Genomic DNA, 25494 nt, shown 5'->3' with positions numbered 1-25494 from the left:
GAGTGTGGACATGAATCAGAAAATCGGGAGACGAGCTCTCGTCGCCGGCGCGCTGGCGATGCCGTTCGCGGCGCGCGCCGAGACCACGTGGCCGACCAAGCCGATCCACATCATCGTGCCGTTCAATCCGGGCGGCGCCATCGACGCGCTGGTGCGGGTCATCGCCGAGGGGCTGACGCCGCGGCTCGGGCAGCAGGTGCTGGTCGATCCCAAGCCCGGCGCCAACACCATCGTCGGATCGGAGATCGTCGCGCGGGCGGCGCCCGACGGCTACACCTTCCTGATCACGACCAACTCGACGCACACCAACAATCCCAGCCTGCACGCCAAGCTGCCGTTCGATCCCGCCAAGGAGCTGATCCCGGTTTCGCTGATCTCGCTCGGCACGATTCTGCTGGCGGTGAAGGCCGACGCGCCATTCGACGACCTGCGCGGCATGGGGGTGTGGGTCAAGGGCCTCGGCCGGCCGGCGACCTACGGCAGCTGGGGCATCGGCTCGAGCGGCCATCTGTACGGCCTCATGCTGGAGAGCGCCCTGGGCGGCAAATACAACCACGTGCCTTACCGCGGTGATGTGCCGGCCCTGCAGGATGTCGCCAACGGCACGCTCGACATCACCTGGGCGAGCCCGACCAGCGCCAAGCCGCAGATCACGGCCGGCCGCATCAAGCCGCTGGCCGTCGCCGGCGCCAAGCGGTCGGCGTCGATGCCGCAGCTCAAGACCTTTGGCGAGCAGCTCGTCGCCGGTTTCGACCTCAACCTGTTCGTGGCGGCCTACGCGCCGGCCGGCACGCCAGCCGACATCATCGACCGCCTGCAGCGGGCCATCAAAGCCGTCATCGACGAACCTGCCGTCGCCGACAAGCTGGTCGCCCAGGGCCAGACGCCGGTCGGCTCGACTCCGAAGGAGCTGGCCGACGTGCTGGCCCGCGAGACGCCGGTCTGGGCCGAGCTGATCCGCCAGTCGGGCGCCAAAGTGGAGTAAGTCTTCGCTGGGAGCGCGCCACTCCTGTGGCGCTCCTTCGGTAGAGTTAGCGCCTATGAGTGGCGCGCTCCCAGCGAAGAGCTTGAGCCGACGCTACAAATCTGCGCCCACCGCGTCGCTGACCGAGGCGAAGCCGTCGCGGGCCAGCAGGGCGGCCAGCTCTTTCTTGATGCGGCGAACCAGCGTCGGGCCTTCGAAGACCATCGCGGAGTAGAGCTGCACCAGGCTGGCGCCGGCGCGAATCTTGGCGTAGGCGTCGGCGCCCGAGCCGACGCCGCCGCAGCCGATCAGGGGGAACTGGCGCTCGACCCGCTGCGCGGTACGGCGCAGCACCTCGGTTGAGAGCGCCATGAGCGGCGCGCCGGACAGGCCGCCCGCCTCGGTCCGATGAGCACTGCGCAACGACGGCGGCCGCGACAACGTCGTGTTGCCGACGATGATACCGTCAATGCGCTGGTCGCGGCACACCGTCACGATGTCGTCGAGGTCGTCCTCAGTGGCGTCGGGCGAGATCTTGACCAGGAGCGGCGGGGCCTTGATGCCGATGACCTCGCGCACGCGCCTCAGCAGCTCGGCGAGGGCGGCGCGGCCCTGCAGATCGCGCAGCCCCGGCGTATTGGGCGAGGAGACGTTGCACACGAGGTAGTCGGCATGAGGCACCAGGACGGCGGCGCAAGCGACGTAGTCCTGCACCCGATCCTGGCTGTTCTTGTTGGCACCGATGTTGATTCCGACGAAGCCCTGGCGCTTGCGGCCGATCAGGCGATTGCGCACTGCCGCCAGTCCGTGGCCGGGAAATCCCATGCGGTTGATGACGCCGCGATCCGCGGGCAGGCGGAACAGGCGCGGCAGATCGTTGCCGGGTTGAGGTTGCGGAGTCACGCTGCCGACCTCGACCAGACCGAAACCCAGGCCCAGCAGCGCATCGGGAACTTCGCCATTCTTGTCGAACCCGGCGGCCAAGCCGATTGGATTGGGAAGGGTCTTGAACCAGATCTTCGTCTCGAGCGAGGGCGGGTCAGACCCAGGATCGCCGCCTGCCCATCCTTTCGCCAGCGCCTTCAGGGCGAAGGCGTGCGCCTTCTCCGGGTCGATACGCGACAGGTACAGGTTGGCGAGGGGGTACCAGACGGCCATGCTGCCTGGTTACCAGAGCTTCCCTGTGGAGCGTTAGCGGCGATCGTTGCCCTGCTGCGGTCGCAGTGCCGGTGAATCGCTGAACACGACCTGGAACAGCTCGCGAAACAGCTGGTTGATGCGCGGGTCGTTGGGTCCGGTCGCCTGCGTCCAAGCCGTCGTCTCCGACATCACCTGGTCGTTACGGCAATAGACGGCGTAGACGTAGAAGGTGCCGGGCTGACCGGGCCTGAACCGCGTGATGCCCTTGCAGACCGAATCGGAACCGAGGTCGAGCGCGGGATCGGCGATCAGCACCAGCCGGTAATCTGGCCGCGGCCTCTCGGCGGGCACATCGTAGGTGAAGGTGAGGGCGGGCCGAGGCTTGGCCGCCTGCATGACCGGCAGCAGGTCGCGCGCCACCGTGGCCGGGTCCTGACCCGGAAAGGGGGTGCCGGCCAGGACCACCTGGAAATTGCGGCCGTCGGTCGCCGCAAAGAATTCGCGATAGTCGTACTGCGGCGCATAGTACGTTCCGCCGATGACGGCCGCCGCCGCCGCGGCCGGGATGGCCGCAAGACCGAGCAATGCAGCGGCTAGCCTGTTCCTGAGACGCATGAAGGACGTCCTCTCTGGTACGCGCTGTCAATAATAGGCGTCGATTGCGGTCACGTCACTTTGCTGCGCGCACTTCGTCAGGTCGGCGTAAGGGCCTCAGACGTCGAGGTCGCGGGCGAACCTGGCGTTCTCCTGGATGAAGGCATAGCGCTTCTCTGGCTTGCGCCCCATCAGGTCCTCGACCAGCGACCGTGTCCTCATGGCGTCGGTCCTCGCTTCGACATCGGGGGCCGTCGGCACGTCGACCTTGAGCAGGGTGCGCCGGGTGATGTCCATGGTGGTCTCGCGCAGATGCACCGACTGCATCTCGCCCAGCCCCTTGAAGCGGGTGATCTCGACCTTGGCGCCGTTGAACACGTCGCGGATCAGCTCATCCTTGTGCGCCTCGTCGCGGGCATACTCGATACGATCGCCGCGGCTCAAGCGGAACAGCGGTGGTTGGGCCAGGAACAGATGGCCGTTCTCGATCAGCTTCGGCATCTCGCGATAGAAGAACGTCATCAGGAGCGAGGCGATGTGCGCGCCGTCGACGTCGGCGTCGGTCATGATGATGACGCGCTCGTAGCGCAGGCGTTCGTCGTTGTAGTGGGCCCCGGTGCCGCAGCCCAGCGCCTGGATGAGGTCCTGGATCTCCTGGTTCTCGCGCAGGCGCTCGGCACTGGCGCTGGCGACGTTCAGTATCTTGCCGCGCAGCGGCAGGATCGCCTGGGTCTCGCGGTTGCGCGCGGCCTTGGCCGAGCCGCCCGCCGAATCGCCCTCGACAAGGAAGATCTCCGTCCCCTCGGCAGCGGTGTTGCTGCAGTCGGCGAGCTTGCCGGGCAGGCGCAGCTTGCGCGTCGCCGTCTTGCGCTGCTGCTCGCGATCCTGCTTGCGGCGCAGGCGCTCCTCCGCCTTGGCGACGACGTGCTCGAGCAGCACGTTGCCTGCGTCCTTGTCGCCGGTCAGCCAGTGCTCGAAATTGTCGCCGACGATGGTCTCGACGAGCTTGGTCGCCTCGACGCTGACCAGCTTCTCCTTGGTCTGGCCCTGGAACTGCGGTTGCTCGATGAACAGCGAGACCAGGCCGGCCGCCCCGTCGAGCACGTCGTCGGCGGTGACGATCGAACCCTTTCGGTTGCCGGTAAGTTCGGCATAGCGCTTGAGGCCGCGCACCAGCGCGCTGCGGAAGCCCGACTCGTGGGTGCCGCCTTCGGCCGTCGGCACGGTGTTGCAGTAGGAGCGGATGAAACCTTCCTCGTCGGTCGGCCACCACACCGCCCATTCGACCCGGCCGCCGGCCGTTCCGTTGGTTTCGCTCCTGGCTTCGCCGGCAAACGGCTGCGGCACCACAGTCGGCCGCTCGCCGACCTCCGACATCAGGTAGTCCTTCAGGCCGCCGGGGAAGTGGAACGACTCCTCCGCGGGCACGCCGCCGCCCTTGGGCAGCAGTGCCTGGCCACAGCGCCAGCGGATCTCGACGCCACGGAACAGGTAGGCTTTCGACCGCGCCATGCGGTAGAGGCGTTCAGCCGCAAAAGCCAGCTTGCCGAATATCTCCGGGTCAGGATGAAACGTTATGGTCGTGCCGCGCCGGTTGGGCGCCGCGCCGGCCGACTTCAACTTGCTTGCGGGCTTGCCGCGCGAATAGGTCTGGATCCAGGCCTGCCGGTCGCGCGCGACCTCGACAACCAGGTCGTCGGACAGCGCATTGACCACCGACACGCCGACGCCGTGCAGGCCGCCCGATGTTGCGTAGAGCTTGTTGTTGAATTTGCCGCCTGAATGCAGCGTCGTGAGGATGACCTCGAGCGCCGACTTGGTCTTGAATTTCGGGTGCGGATCGATCGGGATGCCGCGGCCGTTGTCGCGCACCAGCACCCGGTTGCCCTCGAGCAGCTCGACATGGATCGTATCGGCATGGCCGGCGACCGCCTCGTCCATGGCGTTGTCCAGCACCTCGGCGACGAGGTGATGCATAGCCCGCTCGTCGGTGCCGCCGATATACATGCCGGGGCGCTTGCGGACGGGTTCCAGACCTTCCAGAACCTCGATGTCGCGCGCCGTGTAGGAGTTGTCCTTGCTCGTCGCGCGCTTTCCGCCCGCTCGATCGAACAGATCGCCTTCTTTCGCCATGGCTGCTTCTTGTCTTTCCGCGGCCGCGCGAGGGGATCGCTTGTTGGCCGGTCAAACATCGATATGGTAGGAAAACCGCGGAAAATCAACCAAATCCGGGGAAGGTTTGATGGCTGAGAGGAGCCGCGATCCGATCATCAGGACGGTGCCGCAGCCTGCCGACATGAACGGCAATGGTGACATCTTCGGCGGCTGGGTGCTGTCGCAGATGGACGTCGCGGGCGGTGTTCTGGCGGCCCGGGTGGCCAAGGGCAGGGTGGCCACGGTGGCGATCGCCGCCATGACCTTCGTCCAGCCGATCAAGGTCGGAGACATGGTGTCGATCTACGGCGAGGTGAAGAAGGTCGGCCGGACCTCGATCACCATCGACCTCGAGACCATGGTCCAACGGCGTCACGAGGCGACCGACATCCAGGTCACCCACGGCACCTTCGTGTTCGTCGCCATCGACGAGGAGGGGCGGCCGCGACCCGTGCCGGCGGGAGCGGCGGCATGAGGCCCGTTCTGGCGTTCGCCAGCCTGATCGTGGCCTGGCTGGCCGGCGGCGTGGCCCTGGCGCATCCGCATCTCTGGCTGCAGCAGCACGTGCGAGTCGTCGCCAAGGACGGCAAGTACACTCATATCGAGATCGAGTGGCGCTTCGATCCGTTTTCCAGCGAGATCGAGATCCCGCTGATCGACGAGGACAAGGACGGCAAGTTCTCGGCCCGCGAAATCAAGGTGCTGGGCGGCGAGATGCTGCCCGAACTGGCCAAGGTCGGTTACCTCACCTGGATCAGCACCGGAGACAAGGATTTCCGGCCGGCCAAGCTGCCGCAATTCTCCGCCCGCATCGACGATCCGGCGAGCTTCACCTTGCCCGACTGGGATCGCTCGGCGGGCGACAGCGGCATGGCGATGCCGCCGAACAAGCGGGCGAACGCGCCATCGTCACCGCACAAGCGAGGGCCGCGCAATCTCGTTTACGTCATGAAGTTCGCTCTGCCCGAGCCGGCGAAGATGGTGTCGGTCACGACCTACGATCCCGACGATTTCATGCGGATCGAGGTCGACAAGGCCTCGCTGCCGGCCGGCTGCACGCTGGCCAAGCATTCTACCTACAAGGCCGAGTTCGTTCGTGGCCATCCCGTCTTCGCCGACAAAGTGACGTGTCAGTTGCCATGAGGCCAGCTACCGTGAACTCTCGCGCGCTGCGTTCGCCGTTCCTGTGGATCGGCGTCCTGCTGGTCGCAGCCCTGGTGGGCGCGCTGACCTTCAGCGACAGCGCGGCCGAGCTGGCGCGCTTCTCGGCGGACTATCAGCGGCGCATCCAGCAGGTGCTGTCGACAGCGCTGCGCGATGTCCAGTCGGGCTCCGGATCGGCGGCGCTGTGGACCCTGGTCGTCGTCTGCTTCGGCTATGGGGTGGTGCATACGCTGGGGCCGGGCCACGGCAAGGCCGTGGTCGTCGCCTATTTCCTCGACAGCAGCCGACCGCGCGCCTGGATCGAAGGCATCTTCGCCGGCGCCTGGATCGCGTTCACCCATACGCTCGCCGCCCTGCTGCTGGCCACGGCGCTGAAGGTCTTCTCTGTCGTCGGCCTGTTCGGGGCGCTGCGCGAGGTCCGCAACGTCGAGATCGTCTCCTACACGCTGATCCTGGCGATCGGATTCTGGCGCCTGTGGGCCGGTATCACCGGCCGCTTGCACGAGCATGGCCATGGGCATGGCGACCACGATCGCCATGGCCACGATCATCACCCCCACGCTCATGATCACGACCACGATCATCACGATCATCATCATCATCATCATCATCACGATGGCGGGCAGCGCCAGCGCACCATTGCCGGATGGCTGCTGCTGACGGCGGCCGGCATCGCACCCTGCGCCGGCGCCCTGGTGGTGGTCCTTCTCTCGATCGCCCTGAACGTCGTCTGGGCCGGCGTGGTCGGCGTGCTCGCCATCGCCCTTGGCATGGCGATCACCCTGGCGGGGATCGGCATGGCGTCGATGGCGGCCCACCGGCTGATCATCGGCGACGGCAGCGCGCGCGAGATCGGCCGCTACACCGCGATCGCCGCGTCGCTGATCGTGATCGCCACCGCCGGCACCCTGCTGCTGGGCTCCCTCGAACGCTTCTTGCGCTGAACCAGTATGGCGGTTTCCCAGGCGCCCGCCCGGGTGTCGCGGCCGGTCGTCGGCCTGGTGCTGATGTGCGCGGCCTGCGCGCTGTTCCCGATCATGAACGGCTTCGTGAAGCTGCTGGTCCAGACCTACGATCCGGCGCAGATCGTATGGTTCCGCATTGCCATGCATCTCGTGCTGGTGCCGCTGGTGTTCGTGCCGCGCCTTGGCCTCGGGCTGTTCCGCACGCGGCGCATCGGCCTGCAGGCGGCGAGCTCGGTCATGATGCTGCTGTCGACGCTTTGCTTCTTCTTCGCCGTCAAGGACATCCCGGTCGCCGAGGCGATCGCGGTCAGCTTCGTGGCGCCGCTCGCGGTCGTGTTCCTCGCTTGGCCGTTGCTCGGCGAACGCATCACGCTGGTGCGTCTCGGGGCGGTGCTGCTGGGTTTCGCCGGCGTGCTGGTGGTGATCCGGCCGGGCAGCGCCGTGTTCCAATGGGCCTCGATGCTGCTGGTCGGCAGCGCGCTCTGCTATGCCATGTATCAGATCATCATTCGCCGGGTCGCCGGCACAGACCATCCGGCGACGTCGATCTTCTACAGCGTGCTGCTGGGCACGGTCCTGATGTCGGTCGTGGTGCCGTTCGTGTGGAAGACGCCGGTGAACTGGGTAGACTGGGCATTGCTGTGCTCGCTGGGCGCCTTGGGCGGCCTCGGTCACTACTGCATCGCCCAGGCGATGACCTACGCCTCGGCCAATTTCCTGGCGCCCTTCAACTACACGCAGATGATCGGCTCGGTGATCGTGGGCTACCTAATGTTCGCCGAGATGCCCGATCTTTACGTCTGGCTGGGCTCGGGCCTGATCGTCGGTGCCGGTCTCCTGGTTGGATGGCAGTCTCGCAGGATCTGAGCTCGAAGGAGGAGAGGATGCCTTATCTCGTCGCCGCCGACCTGCCGAACGCGCCTGCCGGGCAGCGTTTTCGCGAAATGCTGACGCGGCCCGGCATCCTGCAGCTTCCCGGCGTGCACAACGGCATGGCGGCGCTGCAGGCGCGGGCGGCGGGCTTCGATGCGCTCTATTTGTCGGGTGCGGCGATGTCGGCGTCGATGGGGTTGCCCGACCTCGGCGTCATCACGGTCGAGGATGTGTCGTTCTTCGTCCGCCAGATCGGCCGCGCCAGCGGCTTGCCGCTGCTGGTCGACGGCGACACCGGCTACGGCGAGGCACTGAACGTCATGCACATGGTGCGGGCGTTCGAGGATGCCGGCGCCGGCGCGGTGCACATCGAGGACCAGATCCTGCCCAAGAAGTGCGGCCACCTGAACGACAAGAAGCTCGCCTCGCCGCACGACATGGCGGTCAAGGTGGCGGCGGCGGCGAAGGCTCGGCGGCATCTGTTCATCATCGCCCGCACCGACGCGGCGGCGAGCGAGGGCATCGAGGGCGCGGTGGCGCGGGCGCGTCAGTACCTCGCGGCAGGCGCCGACGCGATCTTTCCCGAAGCCCTGAACGACGCCGAGATGTTCCGCGCCTTCGTCCGCGCCATGCCGGGCGTGCCGCTGCTCGCCAACATGACGGAGTTCGGCCGCACGCCGTTCTTCACCGCCAGCGAGTTCGAGGCGATGGGCTACAAGATGGTGATCTGGCCGGTCTCCTCGCTCAGGGTCGCCAACAAGGCACAGCACGACCTCTACGCCGCGATCCGCCGCGACGGCGGCACCCAGAACATGCTCGACCGCATGCAGACCCGCGCCGAGCTCTACCAGACAATCGGCTACCACGAGTTCGAGGCGCTCGATTCGTCGATCGTCGAGACGGTCGTACCGCAGGGCATGCCGCAGGTGTGATGATCATCCTCCTCCCCACGCGAAGCGTGGGGAGGAGAAGAAATTTACAACCCCAGCGCCGACAGGTCCGGTGCGCGCTTGTGCTCCCGGGTCGCGTCCTGGAAGGCCTTGCCGAGGCGCAGGACGGTGCCTTCGGCGAACGGCTTGCCGACGATCTGGATGCCGAGCGGCAGGCCGCCCGATTGGCCGGAGGGCAGGGCGAGGCCGCACAGGCCGAGATAGTTTGCCGGTCGCGTGAGATAGCCCGGGATCGGCGAGGCTTCGTCGACCTCCGACAGGGGGATTGCCGGCACGGCGACCGTCGGCAGCAGCAGGGCATCATAGGGTGTCATCCAGCCCGCGAAGGCGCGGCGGCGGGCGTCGACGGCGCGCAGTTCTTCAGCATAGGCGGCGGTCGGCAGCCCCTTGGCGGCGAGCGCGCGGCTGCGCACGCCGGGGCCGATCGGCTTGCTGGTGTCCTCGATGTAGTCGCGATGCAGCGAGTAGGCTTCAGAGGCGATCAGGGTTCCGGCCGGACGCGACAAGTCGAAGAACCAGCCGGGCACGCGCACCGCCTCGACCGTGGCGCCAAGGCTCTCGAAGGTGAGGCCGGCCGCTTGCCAGGACTTGACCACGTCCGGATGCATGAAGTTCGGCAGCTGGTCGGTATCGGGCATGGCCACGCGCATGCCTTCGATCGAGCCCGGCTGGGTGGCGAGGGTGAAGTCCTCGAGCGGCTGGCCGAGCGTCGTGGGGTCGCGCGGATCGGGCGCGGCGAGGGTATTCAGCATCAGGGCGCAATCCTCGACCGAGCGCGCCATTGGCCCGATCGAGTCGAACGTCCAGCTCAGCATGATGGTCCCGTGCAGCCCGATGCGTCCGAATGTGACCTTCAGGCCGACGAGGCCGTTGAAGGCCGATGGAATACGCACCGAGCCGCCGGTGTCGCTGCCGATGCCGGCGGGCGCGAGGCGCGCCGCGACGGCCACGCCGGTGCCGCTCGACGAGCCGCCCGGCACGCGATGTGTGGCGAGGTCCCACGGGTTCCACGGCGCGCCCATCAAGGGATTGGTGCCCCAGCCGCCGAACGCGAACTCGACCATGTGCAGCTTGCCGAGCGGCACCATGCCGGCGGCGGTGAGTCGCTCGACGGTGGTCGAGGTCTCGCCCGCCACGCGCTTCTCGAACATCTTGGAGCCGCCGGTGCCGACCCGCCCGGCGATGTCGCACAGGTCCTTGTAGGCGACCGGCAGCCCGTGCAGGGGGCCGAGCGGAAAGCCCGAGGCGCGGGCAGCATCTGCCGCATCAGCGAGCGCGCGGGCCTCCCGGGCGTAGACCTCGGTGAACGCATGCAGCTTGCCGTCGGCCTTCTCGATGCGCGCCAGCAGCCCGTCGACGATGTCGCGCGAGGAGAAGTGCTTGGCAGCAAGCCCGGCGCCTAGTTCGACCAGGGTGAGATCATGCAGGTTCATGGTGGGGAGGGTCCTCTAAAGCTAATACGTCGCCCGGCCGCCGGACAGGTCGAAGGTTGCGCCGGTGGAGAAGGTGCAGAGGTCGGAGGCGAGCCAAGCGACCATCTCGGCAACCTCGTCCACCTCGCCGAAGCGGTTCATCGGGATCTTGGAGAGCATGTACTGGATATGCTGCTCAGTCATCTGGCTGAACAGCTCGGTCTTGACCACCGCGGGCGCCACGCAGTTGACCAGCACGCCGGTGGCTGCCAGCTCCTTGCCGAGCGACTTGGTGAGGCCGATCACGCCCGCCTTCGACGCCGAGTAGGCGGAGGCGTTCGGGTTGCCTTCCTTTCCGGCGACCGACGCGATGTTGACGATGCGGCCGCGCCCGCGCACCGCCATGCCGCCCGCCACCGCGCGATTGCACAGGAAGACGCCGGTGAGGTTGATGTCGATCACCTGCTTCCACGCATCGACCGGATAGGCGACGACCGTGGTGTTGGGACCGGTGATGCCGGCGCTGGCCACCAGGATGTCGGGCGGGGCGATCTGCGCTTCCGTCTCGCCGAGGGCGCTGTTGATCGACCCCTCGTCGGTCACGTCGACCTCGACGGCGATAGCGCCGGGGAGGGAGGCGGCCGACTGGCGCGCGCGCGTCATGTCGCGGTCCCACAGGGCGACCCGGCCGCCGCCGGCGGTGATCCGGGCGGCGCAGGCAAGGCCTATCCCGCGCGCGCCGCCGGTCACGATGGCGGTCCGGCCCTTGAACAACTCAGCCCCCATGGCTGCCTCCCAAATCCTTGAATTCGCTGCCAATTCCTACCATATCGGCACGCCGCCCCATCGGCTACACTGAGCCTCGGCGCCATCGGGCGCCGCATTGCATTTCCCGGGAGCTTCATGTCCTCCGCAACGCCGGCATCCATCGACGCCACCCTCGATCTCCTGAAGGGCGGCAACTATATCGCCGACCGCAGCCTCGCGACCGTGCTCTATCTCGCGCTCAAGCTCGGCCGCCCGCTGTTCTGCGAAGGCGAAGCCGGCGTCGGCAAGACCGAGATCGCCAAGGTGCTGGCCGCGACCCTCGGCCGGCCATTGATCCGCCTGCAGTGCTACGAGGGCCTCGATGTCGCGTCGGCAGTCTACGAATGGAACTATGCCCGCCAGATGATCGAGATCCGCTTAGCCGAAGCGCAGGGCGTGCACGACCGCGGCCAGCTCGCCGCCGATATCTTCGACGAACGATTCCTGATTCGCCGTCCTCTGCTCGAGGCGCTGCAGCCCCATGCCGAGGGTGCGCCGATCCTGCTGATCGACGAGCTCGATCGTACCGACGAGCCGTTCGAGGCCTACCTCCTCGAGCTGCTGTCGGACTTCCAGGTCACCATTCCAGAGCTCGGCACGGTCAAGGCGGCGCAGACGCCAATCGTCATCATCACGTCGAATCGCACCCGCGAGATCCACGACGCGCTGAAGCGACGCTGCTTCTACCACTGGGTCGACTATCCCGACCTGAAGCGCGAGTTGCAGATCCTCGAGGTCAAGGCACCCGACGCTGGTGCGCGCCTGTCTCGCCAAGTCGTGGGCTTCGTCCAGGAGCTGCGCAAGCTCGACCTGTTCAAGTCGCCGGGCGTCGCCGAATCGATCGACTGGGCGACGGCGCTGTCGGAACTCAACAAGCTCGACCTCGACCCGCGCACCATCAACGACACGCTGGGCATTCTGCTGAAGTACCAGGACGACATCCAGCGCCTGCAGGGCACGGAAGCAGCCGAGATCCTGCGCAAGGTGAAGTCGGATATCGCCGCCGAGCCGCTGGGGTGAGACGGTGGCGAGACTTTCTTCTTCTGGGCCGCCTCATTCTCCTCCCCAGCTTCGCTGGGGGGTGTCGGCGTCTTCGCCGACGGAGGGGTCATGAGCCTCAGTCCCGTTGCTCATGACTCCTCCGTCCGCGATTACGCGGACACCTCCCCACGCAAAGCGTGGGGGGGAGAAGATGGCTCGCGGTCCGCAAGACCATGAACGCTCCCATGTCTTCCGCGGGACCGGAGCCCCCCGGCCGGCTCGCCACCAACATCGTTCACTTCGCGCGGACGCTGCGTACCGCCGGCCTGCGGGTCGGGCCGGGCCAGGTGCTGCGCGCCATCGAGGCGGTGGAGGCGGCGGGCCTGCGCAAGCGCGACGATTTCTACTGGACGCTGCACTCGGTGTTCGTGAACCGACGCGACCAGCGGGAGATCTTCGACCAGGCGTTCCACGTTTATTGGCGCAATCCGCGCCTGCTCGAGAAGATGATGGAAATGCTGCTGCCGCAGGTCGAGGTGCCGGGGCAGCAGGAGAAGGGCAAGCAGCTTAGTCGTCGCCTGCAGGAAGCACTGCAGCCCGGTCGGGGCGAAGGGCCCAAGGACGAGAACGAGCCGCCCGAGGTGGAAATCGAGGCGACCTTCACGGTGTCTGACCGCGAGGTGTTGCAGCACCGCGACTTCGAGCAGATGTCGCAGGCGGAGATCGACGAGGCACTGCGCGCGATCGCGCGCCTGCGCCTGCCCGTGCCAGAGCGACGCACGCGACGCTACCAGGCGGCGCGGCGCGGCCCGCGCGTCGATTTTCGCGCCTCGCTGCGCCGCGCCTTGCGGCCGGAAGGCTTGACCGAGCTGCGCAAGCGCGAGCCGCGCCGCCGGCCGCCGCCGCTCGTCATCCTGTGCGACATCTCCGGCTCAATGGCCCGCTACACGCGCATGTTCCTGCATTTCATGCACGCCATCACCAACGACCGCGACCGGGTCTACTGCTTCACCTTCGGCACGCGGCTGAGCAACGTCAGCCGGGCGCTGCGCAACAAGGACGTCGATGTCGCTTTGCAGAAGGCCTCCACCCAGGTCGAGGACTGGTCCGGCGGCACGCGCATCGGCCAGACCCTGCACGAATTCAACAAGAATTGGTCGCGCCGCGTCCTGGGGCAGGGCGCCGTGGTCCTGCTGATCACCGACGGGCTCGACCGCGAGGGCGCGGCCGGCCTGGCCGAGGAAATGGAACGCCTGCACAAATCCTGCTCACGCCTTATCTGGCTCAACCCGCTCTTGCGGTATGGTGCCTACGAGCCCAAGTCTCAGGGCAACAAGGCGATGCTGCCTCACGTCGATGAATTCCGTCCGGTGCACAATCTCGATAGTCTTGCAGGACTTATCGCAGCCCTGGGGACGGTGCCGACGGCCGGCGACAAGCGGCTGACAGGCTGGCAGACGGAACTGCGCAAGGAGAGGAACTAGACCATGAGCGACGCACTCGATGTCCTGGACCAGGTCGGCAAGTGGAAGGCGAGCGGCAAGGGTGTCGCGATCGCCACCGTTATCACCACCTGGGGCTCGTCGCCGCGTCCCGTCGGCAGCCAGCTCGGCGTCGACGAGACGGGTGCCATGGTCGGCTCCGTGTCGGGCGGCTGCATCGAGGGTGCGGTGGTCAAGGAGGCCTTGGCCTCGATCGCCGACGGCCAGCCGCGGCTGCTCGATTTCGGCGTCACCGACGAGCAGGCCTGGGATGTCGGCCTGGCCTGCGGCGGCAAGGTGCAGGTCTTCGTCGAGAAGGTGAACTGACCATGAAAGCCAAGACCCTGGCCGCTCTGCAGGACGCCCGCACGCAGCGTCAAGCCTTGGCGCTCGCCACCCGGCTCAGCGACGCCGCCGAAGCGCTGATCTACACCGACCGGGCCGAAGGCGCGCTCGCGGGCGATGCAGCCGTTGTCGCGGCCGCACGGCGCGCGCTCGGCATCGGCCGCAGCGAGACGGTCGAGGTGGGCGGCCAGCGCATTTTTCTCAATGTCTACGTGCCGCCGCCGCGCCTCATCATCGTCGGCGCGGTGCACATCGCGCAGTCGCTGGCGCCGATGGCGTCGCTGCTCGACTTCGATGTGACCGTGGTCGATCCGCGGCGCGCCTTCGCCACCGACAGCCGCTTCCCCGGCGTCAAGGTGATGCAGGACTGGGCCGATGAGGCCTTCGAGAAGATGGGCCTCGACGTCTCGACGGCCGTGGTGACCCTGACGCACGATCCCAAGCTCGACGATCCGGCACTCGAAGCGGCGTTGAGGTCGGACGTCTTCTACATCGGCGCGCTGGGCAGTCGGCGCACCCATGCCAAGCGCAAGGATCGTCTGGCCGAGGCCGGCATCACTGACGAGCAGTTCGCGCGCATCCATGGTCCGGTCGGCCTCAACATCGGCGCCAAGTCGCCGGCCGAGATCGCCGTATCCATCATGGGCCAGATCGTCGAGGTGCGGGCGCGCAGGATCGAGGAGCTGGCCGGGCCGAAGGTGGTTGCGGCGTGAAATTCGGCGAAACCCCGATCGACGAGGCGACAGGGGCCATCCTGGCGCACAGCTGGCGCGCCAACGGAGTCAACTTCGCCAAGGGCCGTGTGCTGTCGGGCGAAGACGTCGCCAAGCTCAAGGCGGCAGGCGCCGAAAGCATCATCGCCGCCCGCCTCGATGCCGAGGATTTGCACGAGGACGAGGCGGCGGCGACCCTGGCCCGCGCGCTGGCCGGCGAGGGCATCGAGGTCACCGCGCCCTTCACCGGCCGCTGCAACCACTTCGCCCGCGATGCCGGCCTGGCCGTGGTCGATCACGCGCGCATCGATGCGCTGAACGAGCTCGACGAATCGGTCACCGTCGCCACTCTGCCGCCGTTCGCCCGCGTCGAGCCGCGCCAGATGGTTGCGACCATCAAGATCATTCCCTATGCCGCCCCGCGCATGGCCGTGCAGCGCGCCCTCGAGGTCGCCAAGGAAGCCAACCAGCCGCTGGTCTCGGTGGCGCCGTTCAAGGCGATGCGCGCGGGGCTGGTGCAGACACGGTTGCCTGGGACGCGCGACAAGGTGCTCGACAAGGCTGTCGGCACGACGACCAAGCGGCTCACCTCGCTCGGCAGCAGCCTGGTCGGCGAGCGCCGCGTGGCGCACGAGGCCGAGGCGATCGCTGGCGCCCTCAGGGAGCTCAAGGGCGAAGGTTGCGACATCTTCCTGATCGCCGGCGCCTCGGCGATCGTCGACCGCCATGACGTCGTGCCGGCCGGCATCGAGGAAGCGGGCGGCGAGGTCATCCATTTCGGCATGCCGGTCGATCCGGGCAATCTGCTGCTGACGGCCAGGCTCGACGGCAAGCCTGTGCTCGGCCTGCCGGGCTGCGCCAAGTCGCCCAAGTACAACGGCTTCGACATGGTGCTGGAGCGGCTGGCGGCAGGCCTGCCGGTCGGCCGTGCCGAGATCGTCCGCATGGGGGCAGGCGGCCTGTTGGCCGAGATCGCGAGCCGTCCGCAGCCGCGCGACGACAGCGAGGCCGAAGGCGAGGGGCCGCAGCAGGCGCCGCGCGTGGCCGTGCTGGTGCTGGCGGCCGGCCGCTCGACCCGCATGGGCGGCCCGAACAAGATGCTGGTCGAGGCCGACGGCGAGCCCCTGGTCGTGCATGCCGTGAAGGCGGCGCTCGCCTCGCAGGCGGTCGAGGTCGTGGTCGTGCTGGGCCATATGGCAGGCGAGGTGCGCGTGGCCATCGAGAAGGCCATCCCCGCCGGATCCCGCCTGCGCTTCGTGGTCAATCCCGATTTTGCCGACGGGCTCAGCACCTCGGTGCGCACCGGCGTTGCCGCCCTCGGGTCGACGATCGACGCCGCCGTCGTGCAGCTCGGCGACATGCCGGGGGTCGGCGCGCCGCTGCTCGACCGCCTGATGGCGGCGTTCAGCCCGGTCGAAGGGCGCTCGATCTGCGTTCCGACGGTCGGCGGCAAGCGTGGCAATCCCGTCCTGTGGGCGCGCCGGTTCTTCCCGGAGATCACCAAGCTGTCGGGCGACAGTGGCGCCAAGCACCTGATCGGCGAGCATGCCGACCTCGTCTGCGAGGTCGAGATGAACGGCGAAGCGGCCGTCACCGACATCGACACGCCGGAGGCGCTTGCCGCTTGGCGAGCGCGGAGCACGACATGAGCTTCAACGTCGCCGGAATCCGCCGGCAGTTTCCCATCCTGTCCGCGATCATCGGCGGCCAGCCCGTCCATTATCTCGACAACGGCGCCTCGGCGCAGACGCCTGACGCCGTGCTCGAGGCGGTGCGCACCTACGAGACGACCGGTCGCGCCAACGTGCTGCGCGGCGTCCATCGGCTCGCCGAGCGCGCGACCGAGGCCTACGAGAACGCGCGCGCCGAAGTCGCGGCGTTTCTCGGCGTGGCGCCGATGGAGATCGTGTTCACCGGCGGCTGCACGGCGGCGATCAACCTGGTGTCCTATTCCTACGGCTCGCTGCTGAAGCCCGGCGATCGCATCCTCCTCTCCGAGCTCGAGCACCATTCCAACATCGTGCCCTGGCAGCTCCTGCGTTCCCGCAGCGGGATCGAGATCGACATGATCCCGGTGACCCTGGACGGCCGCATCGATATCGAGGCCCTGCCGCGCCTGCTGACGCCGCGCACCCGGCTGATCTCACTCGCCCATGTGTCCAATGTCACCGGCGCGCTGCTCGACGTGCGGGCCGTGGTCGCCGCGGCCGGGACGGTTGGCGCGCGGGTGATGCTCGACGGCGCACAGTACGCACCGCATGGCCCGGTAGACCTGCCGGGGCTCGGCGTCGATTTCTACGCCTTCGCCGGCCACAAGGCGTATGGACCGAACGGCATCGGCGTGTTGTGGGCGCGGCCCGAATTGCTGGAAGCCATGCCGCCGTTCCATGGCGGCGGCTCGATGATCGGCCGCGTCACCTTCGCCGAGACGACCTGGGCGCCGCCGCCGCGGCGCTTCGAGGCCGGCACGCCGCCGATCGGCCCGGCGATCGGCCTCGGCGCAGCCTGCGCCTGGATGCGGCAGCTCGACTGGCCCGACGTCCATGCCCACGAGATGGCGCTGGTGCAGCGGCTGATGGACGGCCTGCAGGAAATCGATGGCACCAAGATCCTCGGGCCGGCCAGCCTGCAGAACCGCTATCCCGTCGTGTCCTTCATGCTCGATGGCGTGCACCCGCACGACGTCGCCCAGACCCTCGATTCATTCGGCGTCGCGGTGAGGGCGGGCCACCATTGCGCCCAACCGCTGATGGATCGCTTCGACCTCGACGGCACGACGCGGGTCTCGATGGCACCCTACAACGACAACACCGACATCGACGCCCTGCTCACCGGCGTGAAGCACGCGGCCCGCACCCTCCGATGAACGACCAGCTCTACCAGGACCGCATCGTCGCCCTTGCCAAGGCCAAGACCGGAGCGGGCAAGCTGGCGCCGCCTGCCAAATCGGCGCGGCGCGACAACCCGCTTTGCGGTGATCGCGTCACCATCGACGTCCGCCTGGGCGACGACGGCCGCATCGCCGAGATCGCCCATCAGGTGCGTGGTTGCCTATTGTGCCAGGCTTCAGCGTCCGCTCTGGCCTCGGCCGCTGTCGGCCGCGACAAGGCCGGTATCGCCGCCCTTCGCCACGACGCCGAACGCGCCATCGGCCGCGAACTTGGCGAGCCCGCCGGACCGTTCGCTGCATTCGCCCCGGTGAAGTCCCACAAATCCCGCCAGGAATGTGTTTTGCTGCCGTTCGAGGCCCTCGGAGAGGCGCTCCGCTGAAGAAGGGAAAGGTTCCTTGGTGCGCTTCGGGATGATAGCAGTGATGTTTGGGGCGACAGTAATACTGTGACGCCGGGGAGTGATGCCAGGGTCAGGTCCCTGGCCATAGGGGAACGTGCGACCAGTCTGGCTGCGGGGGTACGTCGATGCTCAACGAACAGCGCTTCCAGGAGTTTGCGCTCATGGGCGCCGACTGGTTCTGGGAGACCGACAGCGACGGTCGCTTCACCTACTTCTCCAATACCGAGACACAGCAGGGCCTCGACCTGGCGGGCCTGCTGGGCCGCGCCCGCAGCGACTTCGCCCGGAAGGACCCTGAAAATCTCGCCCGCCTCGAAAACATCAACGAGAAGGTGCGGGCACGCGAACCATTTCGCAACTTGCCGTACGTCATCGATTCCAGGGATGGACGGGCACGGTGGTGCGAAGTGAGCGGAAACCCGAAATACGCCAGCACCGGCGCCTTCGAGGGTTATCGCGGAGTCGGTCGTGACATCACGGCTTTGCTGGAAGCGCGCACCGCGCTCGAGCAACGCCAGGCCGAGCTCGAACGTCAATCGGATCTGCTGCAGGCCGTGTTCGCCAATGTCCCGGCCGGCATCGCCGTTTACAACAAGGACTACGAGCTGGTCGCCTGGAACGAGCGTTGGATTGGCATAGCCGGATTGGATTCCGCCGGTGTCCATGTCGGAATGACCTGGCGCGATGTCGCGGTCGCTCGGGCAAAGGCCGGCGAGTACGGTCCATGCGACGATCCGGAGGCGTTTGCCGACCGGATGGTGGCGCGCCTGCTCGCAGGCGAAATCGATCTCGCCGAGCAAGTCCGGCCGAACGGCCTTGCCTTCGAGGTGCGCCGGGGCCGGCTCTCCGGACCGGGCGGGATGGTGTCGATCTACCTCGACGTCACCGAGCGCAAACGAAGCGAACGGCAAGCGCGTGAAGCAGCCCAAGCCCTGGCGGAGATGAACGACACTCTCGAGAAGCGCATTTCCGAGCGGACTGCGGAGCTTGCCGAGAGTGAACGCTTTCAGCGTACCCTCATGTCGAACGTGCCGGGGATGGTCTATCGCACCAACAAGAACGGCACGCTGTGGACACTGGAGTTCGCCAGCGAAGGAAGCCGTGCCTTGATCGGCGTGCCCCCCGACGATCTCATGAGTGGCCGTGTATGCGCGCAGATGTTGATCCACCCTGACGAACAGGCGGGGGTTCGAGCGAAGGTGCAGGCCGACCTGGCGATAGGTGACTCCTTCGAGGCGGAGTATCGGGTACGTCGGGCCGACGGGAGGTGGCGCTGGGTCCTGGACCGGGCCAAGGCGATCCGTTCGGAGAGCGGCGAGGTCATGGCGTTAGAGGGCGTCGTGCTCGACATCGATGACCGCAAGATGATGGAGCAGCAGCTTTACCAGGCGCAGCGCATGGAGGCGATCGGCCAGTTGACCGGCGGGCTGGCGCACGATTTCAACAACTACCTGGCCGTGATCATGGGCAACCTCGACATGCTCGCGGAGCGTGGACAGGGCGACCCGGAAGCGACCAAGCTGGTTCAGGCAGCGATCTCCGGGACGCAGCGCGGCGCGGAGCTGACGCGTAGCCTGCTCGCCTTCTCGCGGCGTCAGCCACTCGACCCCAAGGTGCTCGACGTCGGCGAACACATCGGCGCCGTCGTGCGGCTGTTGAGGCGTACGGTCGGCGAGCGAATCGCGCTGGAATTGCGGGTGGCGCCCAACCTGTGGCCGGTCAAGATCGACGGAGCGCAGCTCGACAGCACGATGATCAATCTCGCCAACAATGCGCGCGATGCCATGCCGTCGGGCGGCACGGTGACGATCGAGGTGCGCAACGCGTCCGCCGACATGGCCGACGCTCCTGCCGGAGATCACGTTCTGGTTGAGGTCAGGGATTGCGGGATCGGTATGGACGCCACGACGCTGGCGAGGGCCTTCGATCCCTTCTTCTCGACCAAAGGGGCTGGTCGCGGCAGCGGTCTCGGCCTCAGCATGGTGCATGGCTTCGTGCATCAATCGGGCGGCGCGATCCGGCTCGCCAGCACGGTGGGCAAGGGCACAACGGTGCGGGTCTTCCTGCCGCGGTCAGCCGTGCCGGCGGCAATCCCGGTGAACGCCGCCGCCGCGAAGTACCCCCGCGGCACCGAGAACGTCATTCTCGTCGACGACAACGATGCCGTGCGGGAAACCGTGGCCGAGACGCTGAAGTCGCTGGGCTATCGCGTGACCGAGGCGGTCAATGGCGATGCCGCCTTGCAGCTGCTCGAGGAGAGCGCCGGCAAGTTCGATCTCCTGATGAGCGACATGGTCATGCCAGGCAAGATCGATGGCTCGGCGCTCAGCCGGATCGCGCGCGGACGTTGGGCACGTCTCGGCATCCTGCTGACAACCGGCTTTGCCGGCGACAATGACGGCGCTGCCCGCGATCGTGTTGCAGACTTCGACATCCTGGTGAAGCCCTTTCGCAAGGAGGATCTTGCGCGCGCCGTTCGGCGGACGCTCGAGAAGGCAAGGTAGGGGGAAAGGGGCTCAAGCCCTTCCGGACCGCGGGCGAGACGGCCGCGGTCCGGAAGAGCTTGAGCGCCACTGTCGGCGGAGGTTACTCCGCGGAGAACTGCGCTCAGTTTCGTCGCGCTCTCGCCGCGGTGGGGTCACAGTCGGCGCTCACGGTAAGCGAGCATCGCCTGGGAGTGCTCATGCATTATCCTCTGTTCGTCATGGCCCTCGTGGGCCTGTTTGCGTTTTCGACCCTGGCCACCGCCCAGGATCTCGCGTTGAAGCGCGTCATGCTGTCGTCCGGCGGCCTGGGATATTTCGAGTACGAGGCCACGGTCGAGGGCGACGCGACACTCAAGCTCACGGTTGGGCTGCAGCAGGTCGACGACGTGCTGAAGAGCTTGGTTGTCTATGACGACAAGGGCGGTGTCGGCGGATTGAGCCTGCCGGGGCGCGAGCCGCTGGCGCAGGCCTTCAAGGATCTGCCGTTCGACCAGGAATCGCTGGGCTCGCCCGCAGAATTGCTGTCGACGCTCAAAGGGGCGGTGGTCACCGTCGGCGGCGGCCGGTCCATGACGGGCCGGATCGTCTCGGTTCAACAGGAGACGGCGGCTCTCGGCGACGGCAAGGCCACGACGACGCGCACGCGGGTGACGCTGCTCACCGATCGCGGCCTGCAGCAGTTCATTCTCGAGGATGCCGAGAACCTGCAATTTGCCGATGCCGCGCTGCGCGACAAGGTCGGCCAGGCCTTGCTCGCCATCCAGACCAACCGCGCCAAGGAAGCGCGCACGCTCGACCTCGCGATGCGTGGGGAGGGAAGGCGCACGGTACGCGTCGCCTACATCGTCGAGGTGCCGGTGTGGAAGGCGTCCTACCGCCTGACGCTCGGCGCCGATCCGGCGGCGCCGCGTTCGGGCCTGCAGGGCTGGGCCACGGTCGAGAACATGAGCGGCCAGGACTGGAAGAATGTCGAGCTGACCCTGGTGTCGGGCCGGCCGGTGGCGTTCCGCCAGGCTCTCTACAATGCCTACTACGTGGCGCGTCCGGAGGTGCCGATCGAAGTCGCCGGCAAGCTGATGCCGGGCGTCGATCGCGGCGGCGTGAATGCGAACAACTACCAGCGCTACAAGGAAGCGCCGCCTCCGCCGCCGGCTCCGGCCACGGCGCCGATGCAGAATCGCCGCGCTCAGGCCGAGACGACAGCCGGCGGGCGTGCCGCACCGGCCGACATGGCGGCTGGCGCCGACCAGGTCGAGGCGACCGATGCGGCGACCCAGGTCGTGTTCAAGTTCCCGCGCGCGGTCACCGTCGACAACGGGCGTACGCTGTCGATCCCGATCATCGATCGCCAGGTGCCGGCCATGCGGTTGGCGCTCTACCAGGCCGAGACAGCGGCGCGCAATCCGCTGGCCGCGGTCCGCCTGACCAACGACGGCGACACCGGCCTGCCGCCCGGCATCATCACGCTCTATGAGCGCGACAAGGCGGGCACGGTGGCCTATGTCGGCGACGCCCGGCTGTCGGTGTTCCCGATCGGCGAGACCAGGCTGCTGGCCTATGCGCTCGACGAGAAGATCGTGGTCGAGCGCGATACGGCGCAGACCGACCGGCTGGCCACGGGCACGATTGCCCGGGGCGCTTTGCAGATCGCGCGTGTCGCCCGCCAGACCATGACTTACCGCGTCAAGGGCCCGGCCAAGGAGCCGCGCCAGCTGATCGTCGTGCAGCGCCGCCTGCCGGGCTGGACCCTCGTGAAGCCCGAGCCCAAGGGCGTCGAGTTGAGCGAAGGCAACTATCGCATCCCCTTCCAATTGCCCGGCGGCGAGCAGACCCAGGTCTTCGAGGTCGTGCAGGAGCAGACCCAGCACCAGGAGCTGCGCCTGATCGATGCTTCGGCTGACCAGATCCGGGTTTACGTCGATGCGCGCGAGTTCGATGCCAAGACCCGCGAGGCGCTGGCGCGTGTGCTGCAGCTCCAGGCCAACGTTGCCGACGCCCACCGCCGGCTGACGCAGACCGACCAGGAACGCCAGCAGATCGTCCAGGAGCAGTCGCGGCTGCGCGACAACCTGGCGCGCGTGCCTGCCAACAGCGATCTGCAGCGCCGCTACCTTGCGACGCTCGACAAGCAGGAGACCGAGCTCGAGGCGATCGCCAAGCGCCGCGCCGACGCCGACAAGGCCGTCGAGGCGGCGCGCGATGCGCTGCGAACCTACGTGGCGCAGCTCGGGTAGAGCGCTCGTCTGCCAGGACCACGCTGCTCGTAGGCGCTGGCAGCACGGGAGTTCCAAGAGCAACTCTCATCTTGAGGAGCGGCCCCATGGCCGCTCTTCTGTCGTCCTGAGCGCAGCGAAGGACCTTGTTGTCGCTTGCAGCTGATGTACGTCGAGACTTCTGGCGATGAGATCCTTCGCTGCGCTCAGGATGACAAGAGATGAATGCGGCCATGAGGGATCACCGCATGGCCGCATAGTCGCAGAGGATCTTCTCATGCGCTTTGGATTGTTTGGCGGCGCCTCGGCGCTGCAGCTGCCCGATGTTGCTGCGTCCGGCAAAGCTGGGGAGGAGGGAAGCGTCACCCCGCCCGCAATGTCCGCACCGCGTCGTCCCGGCGGAACAGGTAGAGGAGGGCGCGCAGGGCGGCGCCGCGCGGGGATTCCAGGTCGGGATCGCGGTCGATCACCAGCCGGGCATCGTCACGCGCCGCCTGGAGCAGCTCGGCATGCGCGGCAAGGTCGGCCAGGCGCATGTCGGGCAGGCCGCTCTGGCGCGTGCCCAGAAGCTCGCCGGCGCCGCGCAGGCGCAGGTCCTCCTCGGCGATGCGAAAGCCGTCCTCGGTCTCGCGCATGATCGCCAGGCGGGCACGGGCGGTCTCGCCGAGCGGCTGGGCATAGAGCAGCAGGCAGGTCGATCTGACACTGCCGCGGCCGACGCGGCCGCGAAGCTGGTGAAGCTGCGCCAGGCCGAAGCGCTCGGCATGCTCGATCACCATCACGGTGGCGGCGGGCACGTCGACCCCGACCTCGACGACTGTCGTGGCGACCAGCAGCGACAGGCGCCCCTCGGCAAACGCCGACATCGTCGCCTCGCGCTCGGCGCTCTTGAGGCGACCATGCAGCAGACCGACCTTTCCCGGAAAGCGCACCTTCAACAGCTCAAACCGTTCCTCGACATTGGCGAGGTCGATTTCCTCCGATTCCTCGATCAGGGGGCAGACCCAGTAGACGCGGGCGCCGCTGGCGATCTGCCGCCCGACGCCATCGGCCACCTCGCCGATCCGCTCCAGGGGCAGCGCGCGGGTGTCGATCGGCTGCCGGCCGGCCGGTTTCTCGGTGAGCTTGGAGACGTCGAGATCGCCGTAGGCCGCCAGCATCAAGGTGCGTGGGATGGGTGTCGCCGTCATCACCAGCAGGTCGACCGCGTGCCCCTTTGACGACAGCGCCATGCGCTGATGCACGCCGAAGCGGTGCTGCTCGTCGACGACCGCGAGGCCCAAGTCGGCGAACTCGACATCCTCCTGGACCAGCGCATGGGTGCCGATGACCAGCGGGATCGAGCCGTCGGCGAGGCCCTGCAGGGTTTTCCGCTTCTGCTTCTGGCCATCACGGCCGGTAAGCAGCGCCAGGCGCACGCCGGCCGCCTCGGCGAGCGGCGCGATGGTGGCGTGATGCTGGCGGGCCAGCAGCTCGGTCGGCGCCATCAGCGCCGCCTGGGCGCCCGCCTCGACGCCGATCAGCATGGCGAGGAAAGCGACCAGAGTCTTGCCGCTGCCGACGTCGCCCTGCAGGAGTCGCACCATGCGTTCAGGCTTGGCCATGTCGCTGGCGATCTCGCCGAGCGCCGTGCGCTGGCTGCCCGTCAACGCGAAGGGCAGCGCCTCGAGCGCCTTCGCGCGTAACCGGCCGTCGCCCTGCGTGACATGGCCGGCAATCGTGCGGTTGTGATGGCGGACCAGCGCGACGGCAAGCTGGCTTGCCAGCAGCTCGTCGAAGGCGAGGCGGGCGCGGGCAGGATGGTCGGGCGCGAGATCGGTTTCCTCACCCGGCGCATGGGCCTGTATCAGCGACGATCGCCAGCCGGCCCATCGGTTGCGCGCGAGAAAGGCAGGGTCTTGCCACTCGGGCAGCTCGGGCGCCCGCTCGAGGGCAGACGCGATCGCCTTCTGCACGGCCTTCTGCGTCAGCCCGGTGGTAAGGCCATAGACCGGCTCGACCCGCAGGACCTGGTCCCGCTGCTCGAGCGGCACGACGTGGTCGGGGTGGGTCATCTGGACCTCGCCCTGGTAGAGTTCGACCTTGCCGCTCACGATGCGCTGCTCGCCGACGGGCAGCAGCTTCTTGAGGTAATCCTCGCGCCCATTGAAGAACGTGAGCGTGATCCGGCCGGTGTGGTCGCTGCACGTCACGCGGTAGGGCTGGCGCGGCGAGCGCGGCACATGGTGCTCGTCGACCGTGACGGTGAGCGTCGCGATCTCGCCGGCCTGTGCCTGGGCGATCTCGGGGGCATGGCGACGGTCGATGACGGCAAAGGGAAGGCGCCACAGCAGATCGACGAGAAGGGGGCCGGCCAGCTTCTCGAACAGCTTGCCCAGACGCGGCCCGATTCCGGGCAGCGACGTCGTTTGGGCGAAGAGGGGGATAAGGCTCTGCGGGCGCATGGTTGCCAAGCTTGGGCCACGTGACTTGGCCATTGCTGCCGCCTATATGCTACGCCCCTTTTGGGCCGGACCTGGGGAAAACATGACGGGCGAGGCGGACCTCGACTTCAGACGCAAGCGGCTGCTTTACCGCAGCGTCTACCGTGGCAACAAGGAGAACGACATTCTCCTGGGCCAGTTCGCGCGCGCCCATATCGCCACCTTGGATGAGGCCGAGCTCGACCAATATGAACGCCTGCTGGCGGCCGCCGACAACGATATCTTCGACTGGGTCTCCGGCCAGGCTGACGTCCCGCCGGAGGCGGACTCGCCGGTCCTGCGCAAGCTGATGGCGTTCCGCGTGAGGTTTTAGGGTCATGAGTGCGTTTCTCTACTGTCCTCCCCAGCTACGCTGGGGAGGTGCCCCGCCTTACGGGGTGGAGGGGTCATGAGTCATGAGTGATGATTTCGCGATTCATGACTCATGGCTCATGACCTCTCCGTCGCCGTCAGACGGCGACACCTCCCCAGCGAAGCT

The 25494-nt window shown here is 67.6% G+C and carries 22 protein-coding genes; 16 read left to right on the top strand and 6 right to left on the bottom strand.

The annotated features are described in order from the left end of the window. The first annotated feature begins 10 nt into the window (after positions 1 to 10). On the top strand, positions 11 to 985 hold the full coding sequence (locus ACILR9_RS18280) for a Bug family tripartite tricarboxylate transporter substrate binding protein (protein ID WP_395711382.1): 975 nt from the start codon (positions 11 to 13) through the stop codon (positions 983 to 985). Between the two features lie 93 nt (positions 986 to 1078). On the opposite strand, the gene ACILR9_RS18275 is transcribed toward ACILR9_RS18280, so the two are convergent. From ACILR9_RS18275 to parE, 3 genes are all read right to left on the bottom strand, one after another. Next, entirely contained in the window at positions 1079 to 2122 is a 1044-nt protein-coding gene (locus ACILR9_RS18275) for a quinone-dependent dihydroorotate dehydrogenase (protein ID WP_395711381.1), read from the bottom strand. A 33-nt stretch (positions 2123 to 2155) separates the two neighbouring features. Beyond that, positions 2156 to 2719, bottom strand: a complete 564-nt coding sequence (locus tag ACILR9_RS18270; protein ID WP_395711380.1) for a hypothetical protein — start codon at positions 2717 to 2719, stop codon at positions 2156 to 2158. Between the two features lie 96 nt (positions 2720 to 2815). Further along, positions 2816 to 4831 carry a DNA topoisomerase IV subunit B gene (gene parE, locus ACILR9_RS18265; RefSeq protein ID WP_395711379.1) on the bottom strand — a complete coding sequence of 672 codons (2016 nt, stop codon included), beginning with the start codon at positions 4829 to 4831 and terminating at the stop codon, positions 2816 to 2818. Positions 4832 to 4940: 109 nt separating this feature from the next. Between parE and ACILR9_RS18260 the strand changes: the two genes are divergently transcribed. From ACILR9_RS18260 to prpB, 5 genes are read left to right on the top strand one after another with little or no spacing between them, the layout of a single operon-like run. Continuing rightward, positions 4941 to 5327, top strand: a complete 387-nt coding sequence (locus ACILR9_RS18260) for an acyl-CoA thioesterase (RefSeq protein ID WP_395711378.1) — start codon at positions 4941 to 4943, stop codon at positions 5325 to 5327. After that, positions 5324 to 5995, top strand: a complete 672-nt coding sequence (locus ACILR9_RS18255; RefSeq protein WP_395711377.1) for a DUF1007 family protein — start codon at positions 5324 to 5326, stop codon at positions 5993 to 5995. Before ACILR9_RS18260 ends, ACILR9_RS18255 begins: the two co-directional genes overlap by 4 nt. Positions 5996 to 6006: 11 nt before the next feature. After that, complete coding sequence (locus ACILR9_RS18250) at positions 6007 to 6960, top strand: hypothetical protein (RefSeq protein ID WP_395711376.1); 954 nt, start codon at positions 6007 to 6009, stop codon at positions 6958 to 6960. Between the two features lie 6 nt (positions 6961 to 6966). Next, positions 6967 to 7848: a DMT family transporter gene (locus ACILR9_RS18245; RefSeq protein WP_395711375.1), complete on the top strand. Its 882-nt coding sequence runs from the start codon at positions 6967 to 6969 to the stop codon at positions 7846 to 7848. A 17-nt stretch (positions 7849 to 7865) separates the two neighbouring features. Next, positions 7866 to 8786, top strand: coding sequence for a methylisocitrate lyase (gene prpB / locus ACILR9_RS18240; RefSeq protein ID WP_395711374.1), 921 nt, complete (start codon positions 7866 to 7868; stop codon positions 8784 to 8786). A gap of 44 nt (positions 8787 to 8830) precedes the next feature. On the opposite strand, the gene ACILR9_RS18235 is transcribed toward prpB, so the two are convergent. Together ACILR9_RS18235 and ACILR9_RS18230 are read right to left on the bottom strand one after the other, a co-directional pair. Then, the gene (locus ACILR9_RS18235; protein ID WP_395711373.1) at positions 8831 to 10237 is read right to left on the bottom strand and encodes an amidase; all 1407 of its coding nucleotides are present in this window, start codon (positions 10235 to 10237) and stop codon (positions 8831 to 8833) included. Positions 10238 to 10258: 21 nt separating this feature from the next. Beyond that, a complete protein-coding gene (locus ACILR9_RS18230) occupies positions 10259 to 11002 on the bottom strand; it encodes an SDR family NAD(P)-dependent oxidoreductase (RefSeq protein ID WP_395711372.1) in 744 nt (247 codons plus the stop codon). Between the two features lie 117 nt (positions 11003 to 11119). Between ACILR9_RS18230 and ACILR9_RS18225 the strand changes: the two genes are divergently transcribed. From ACILR9_RS18225 to ACILR9_RS18185, 9 genes are all read left to right on the top strand, one after another. After that, positions 11120 to 12043, top strand: a complete 924-nt coding sequence (locus ACILR9_RS18225) for an AAA family ATPase (protein ID WP_395711371.1) — start codon at positions 11120 to 11122, stop codon at positions 12041 to 12043. A gap of 206 nt (positions 12044 to 12249) precedes the next feature. Next, positions 12250 to 13488: a VWA domain-containing protein gene (locus ACILR9_RS18220; RefSeq protein ID WP_395711370.1), complete on the top strand. Its 1239-nt coding sequence runs from the start codon at positions 12250 to 12252 to the stop codon at positions 13486 to 13488. Positions 13489 to 13491: 3 nt separating this feature from the next. Next, positions 13492 to 13812, top strand: coding sequence for an XdhC family protein (locus ACILR9_RS18215; protein ID WP_395711369.1), 321 nt, complete (start codon positions 13492 to 13494; stop codon positions 13810 to 13812). 2 nt (positions 13813 to 13814) lie between these two features. Beyond that, positions 13815 to 14543, top strand: a complete 729-nt coding sequence (locus tag ACILR9_RS18210) for an XdhC family protein (RefSeq protein WP_395711368.1) — start codon at positions 13815 to 13817, stop codon at positions 14541 to 14543. Beyond that, a complete protein-coding gene (locus tag ACILR9_RS18205) occupies positions 14540 to 16192 on the top strand; it encodes an NTP transferase domain-containing protein (protein ID WP_395711367.1) in 1653 nt (550 codons plus the stop codon). The genes ACILR9_RS18210 and ACILR9_RS18205 overlap by 4 nt, the downstream gene beginning before the upstream one ends. Continuing rightward, positions 16189 to 17409 (top strand): aminotransferase class V-fold PLP-dependent enzyme, encoded by a 1221-nt coding sequence (locus tag ACILR9_RS18200; protein ID WP_395711366.1) that lies wholly within the window; start codon positions 16189 to 16191, stop codon positions 17407 to 17409. The genes ACILR9_RS18205 and ACILR9_RS18200 overlap by 4 nt, the downstream gene beginning before the upstream one ends. Next, positions 17406 to 17813: an iron-sulfur cluster assembly scaffold protein gene (locus tag ACILR9_RS18195; RefSeq protein WP_395711365.1), complete on the top strand. Its 408-nt coding sequence runs from the start codon at positions 17406 to 17408 to the stop codon at positions 17811 to 17813. The genes ACILR9_RS18200 and ACILR9_RS18195 overlap by 4 nt, the downstream gene beginning before the upstream one ends. Positions 17814 to 17959: 146 nt before the next feature. Further along, the gene (locus ACILR9_RS18190; protein WP_395711364.1) at positions 17960 to 20338 is read left to right on the top strand and encodes a PAS domain S-box protein; all 2379 of its coding nucleotides are present in this window, start codon (positions 17960 to 17962) and stop codon (positions 20336 to 20338) included. Positions 20339 to 20517: 179 nt separating this feature from the next. Beyond that, entirely contained in the window at positions 20518 to 22554 is a 2037-nt protein-coding gene (locus ACILR9_RS18185; protein WP_395711363.1) for a DUF4139 domain-containing protein, read from the top strand. A gap of 341 nt (positions 22555 to 22895) precedes the next feature. Here ACILR9_RS18185 and recG read toward each other — a convergent pair whose 3' ends face one another. After that, entirely contained in the window at positions 22896 to 24977 is a 2082-nt protein-coding gene (gene recG / locus ACILR9_RS18180; protein WP_395711398.1) for an ATP-dependent DNA helicase RecG, read from the bottom strand. Between the two features lie 82 nt (positions 24978 to 25059). Between recG and ACILR9_RS18175 the strand changes: the two genes are divergently transcribed. Continuing rightward, positions 25060 to 25329 (top strand): succinate dehydrogenase assembly factor 2, encoded by a 270-nt coding sequence (locus ACILR9_RS18175; RefSeq protein WP_395711362.1) that lies wholly within the window; start codon positions 25060 to 25062, stop codon positions 25327 to 25329. Positions 25330 to 25494: the final 165 nt, after the last annotated feature.

It is taken from the genome of Reyranella sp., assembly GCF_044224635.1.
In the GTDB taxonomy this organism is placed as follows: domain Bacteria; phylum Pseudomonadota; class Alphaproteobacteria; order Reyranellales; family Reyranellaceae; genus Reyranella.
Note: the sequence above shows the minus strand (reverse complement) of the source record. Positions and strands in the feature narration are given on the sequence as shown.

Coding starts and splice junctions, on each gene's coding strand:
- ACILR9_RS18255 (WP_395711377.1), top strand. CDS start 5,324: ATGAGGCCCGTTCTGGCGTTCGCCAGCCTGATCGTGGCCTGGCTGGCC.
- ACILR9_RS18195 (WP_395711365.1), top strand. CDS start 17,406: ATGAACGACCAGCTCTACCAGGACCGCATCGTCGCCCTTGCCAAGGCC.
- ACILR9_RS18270 (WP_395711380.1), bottom strand. CDS start 2,719: ATGCGTCTCAGGAACAGGCTAGCCGCTGCATTGCTCGGTCTTGCGGCC.
- ACILR9_RS18275 (WP_395711381.1), bottom strand. CDS start 2,122: ATGGCCGTCTGGTACCCCCTCGCCAACCTGTACCTGTCGCGTATCGAC.
- ACILR9_RS18200 (WP_395711366.1), top strand. CDS start 16,189: ATGAGCTTCAACGTCGCCGGAATCCGCCGGCAGTTTCCCATCCTGTCC.
- ACILR9_RS18175 (WP_395711362.1), top strand. CDS start 25,060: ATGACGGGCGAGGCGGACCTCGACTTCAGACGCAAGCGGCTGCTTTAC.
- ACILR9_RS18190 (WP_395711364.1), top strand. CDS start 17,960: ATGCTCAACGAACAGCGCTTCCAGGAGTTTGCGCTCATGGGCGCCGAC.
- ACILR9_RS18235 (WP_395711373.1), bottom strand. CDS start 10,237: ATGAACCTGCATGATCTCACCCTGGTCGAACTAGGCGCCGGGCTTGCT.
- ACILR9_RS18185 (WP_395711363.1), top strand. CDS start 20,518: ATGCATTATCCTCTGTTCGTCATGGCCCTCGTGGGCCTGTTTGCGTTT.
- ACILR9_RS18245 (WP_395711375.1), top strand. CDS start 6,967: ATGGCGGTTTCCCAGGCGCCCGCCCGGGTGTCGCGGCCGGTCGTCGGC.
- ACILR9_RS18225 (WP_395711371.1), top strand. CDS start 11,120: ATGTCCTCCGCAACGCCGGCATCCATCGACGCCACCCTCGATCTCCTG.
- recG (WP_395711398.1), bottom strand. CDS start 24,977: ATGCGCCCGCAGAGCCTTATCCCCCTCTTCGCCCAAACGACGTCGCTG.
- ACILR9_RS18280 (WP_395711382.1), top strand. CDS start 11: ATGAATCAGAAAATCGGGAGACGAGCTCTCGTCGCCGGCGCGCTGGCG.
- ACILR9_RS18260 (WP_395711378.1), top strand. CDS start 4,941: ATGGCTGAGAGGAGCCGCGATCCGATCATCAGGACGGTGCCGCAGCCT.
- prpB (WP_395711374.1), top strand. CDS start 7,866: ATGCCTTATCTCGTCGCCGCCGACCTGCCGAACGCGCCTGCCGGGCAG.
- ACILR9_RS18220 (WP_395711370.1), top strand. CDS start 12,250: ATGTCTTCCGCGGGACCGGAGCCCCCCGGCCGGCTCGCCACCAACATC.
- ACILR9_RS18215 (WP_395711369.1), top strand. CDS start 13,492: ATGAGCGACGCACTCGATGTCCTGGACCAGGTCGGCAAGTGGAAGGCG.
- ACILR9_RS18210 (WP_395711368.1), top strand. CDS start 13,815: ATGAAAGCCAAGACCCTGGCCGCTCTGCAGGACGCCCGCACGCAGCGT.
- parE (WP_395711379.1), bottom strand. CDS start 4,831: ATGGCGAAAGAAGGCGATCTGTTCGATCGAGCGGGCGGAAAGCGCGCG.
- ACILR9_RS18230 (WP_395711372.1), bottom strand. CDS start 11,002: ATGGGGGCTGAGTTGTTCAAGGGCCGGACCGCCATCGTGACCGGCGGC.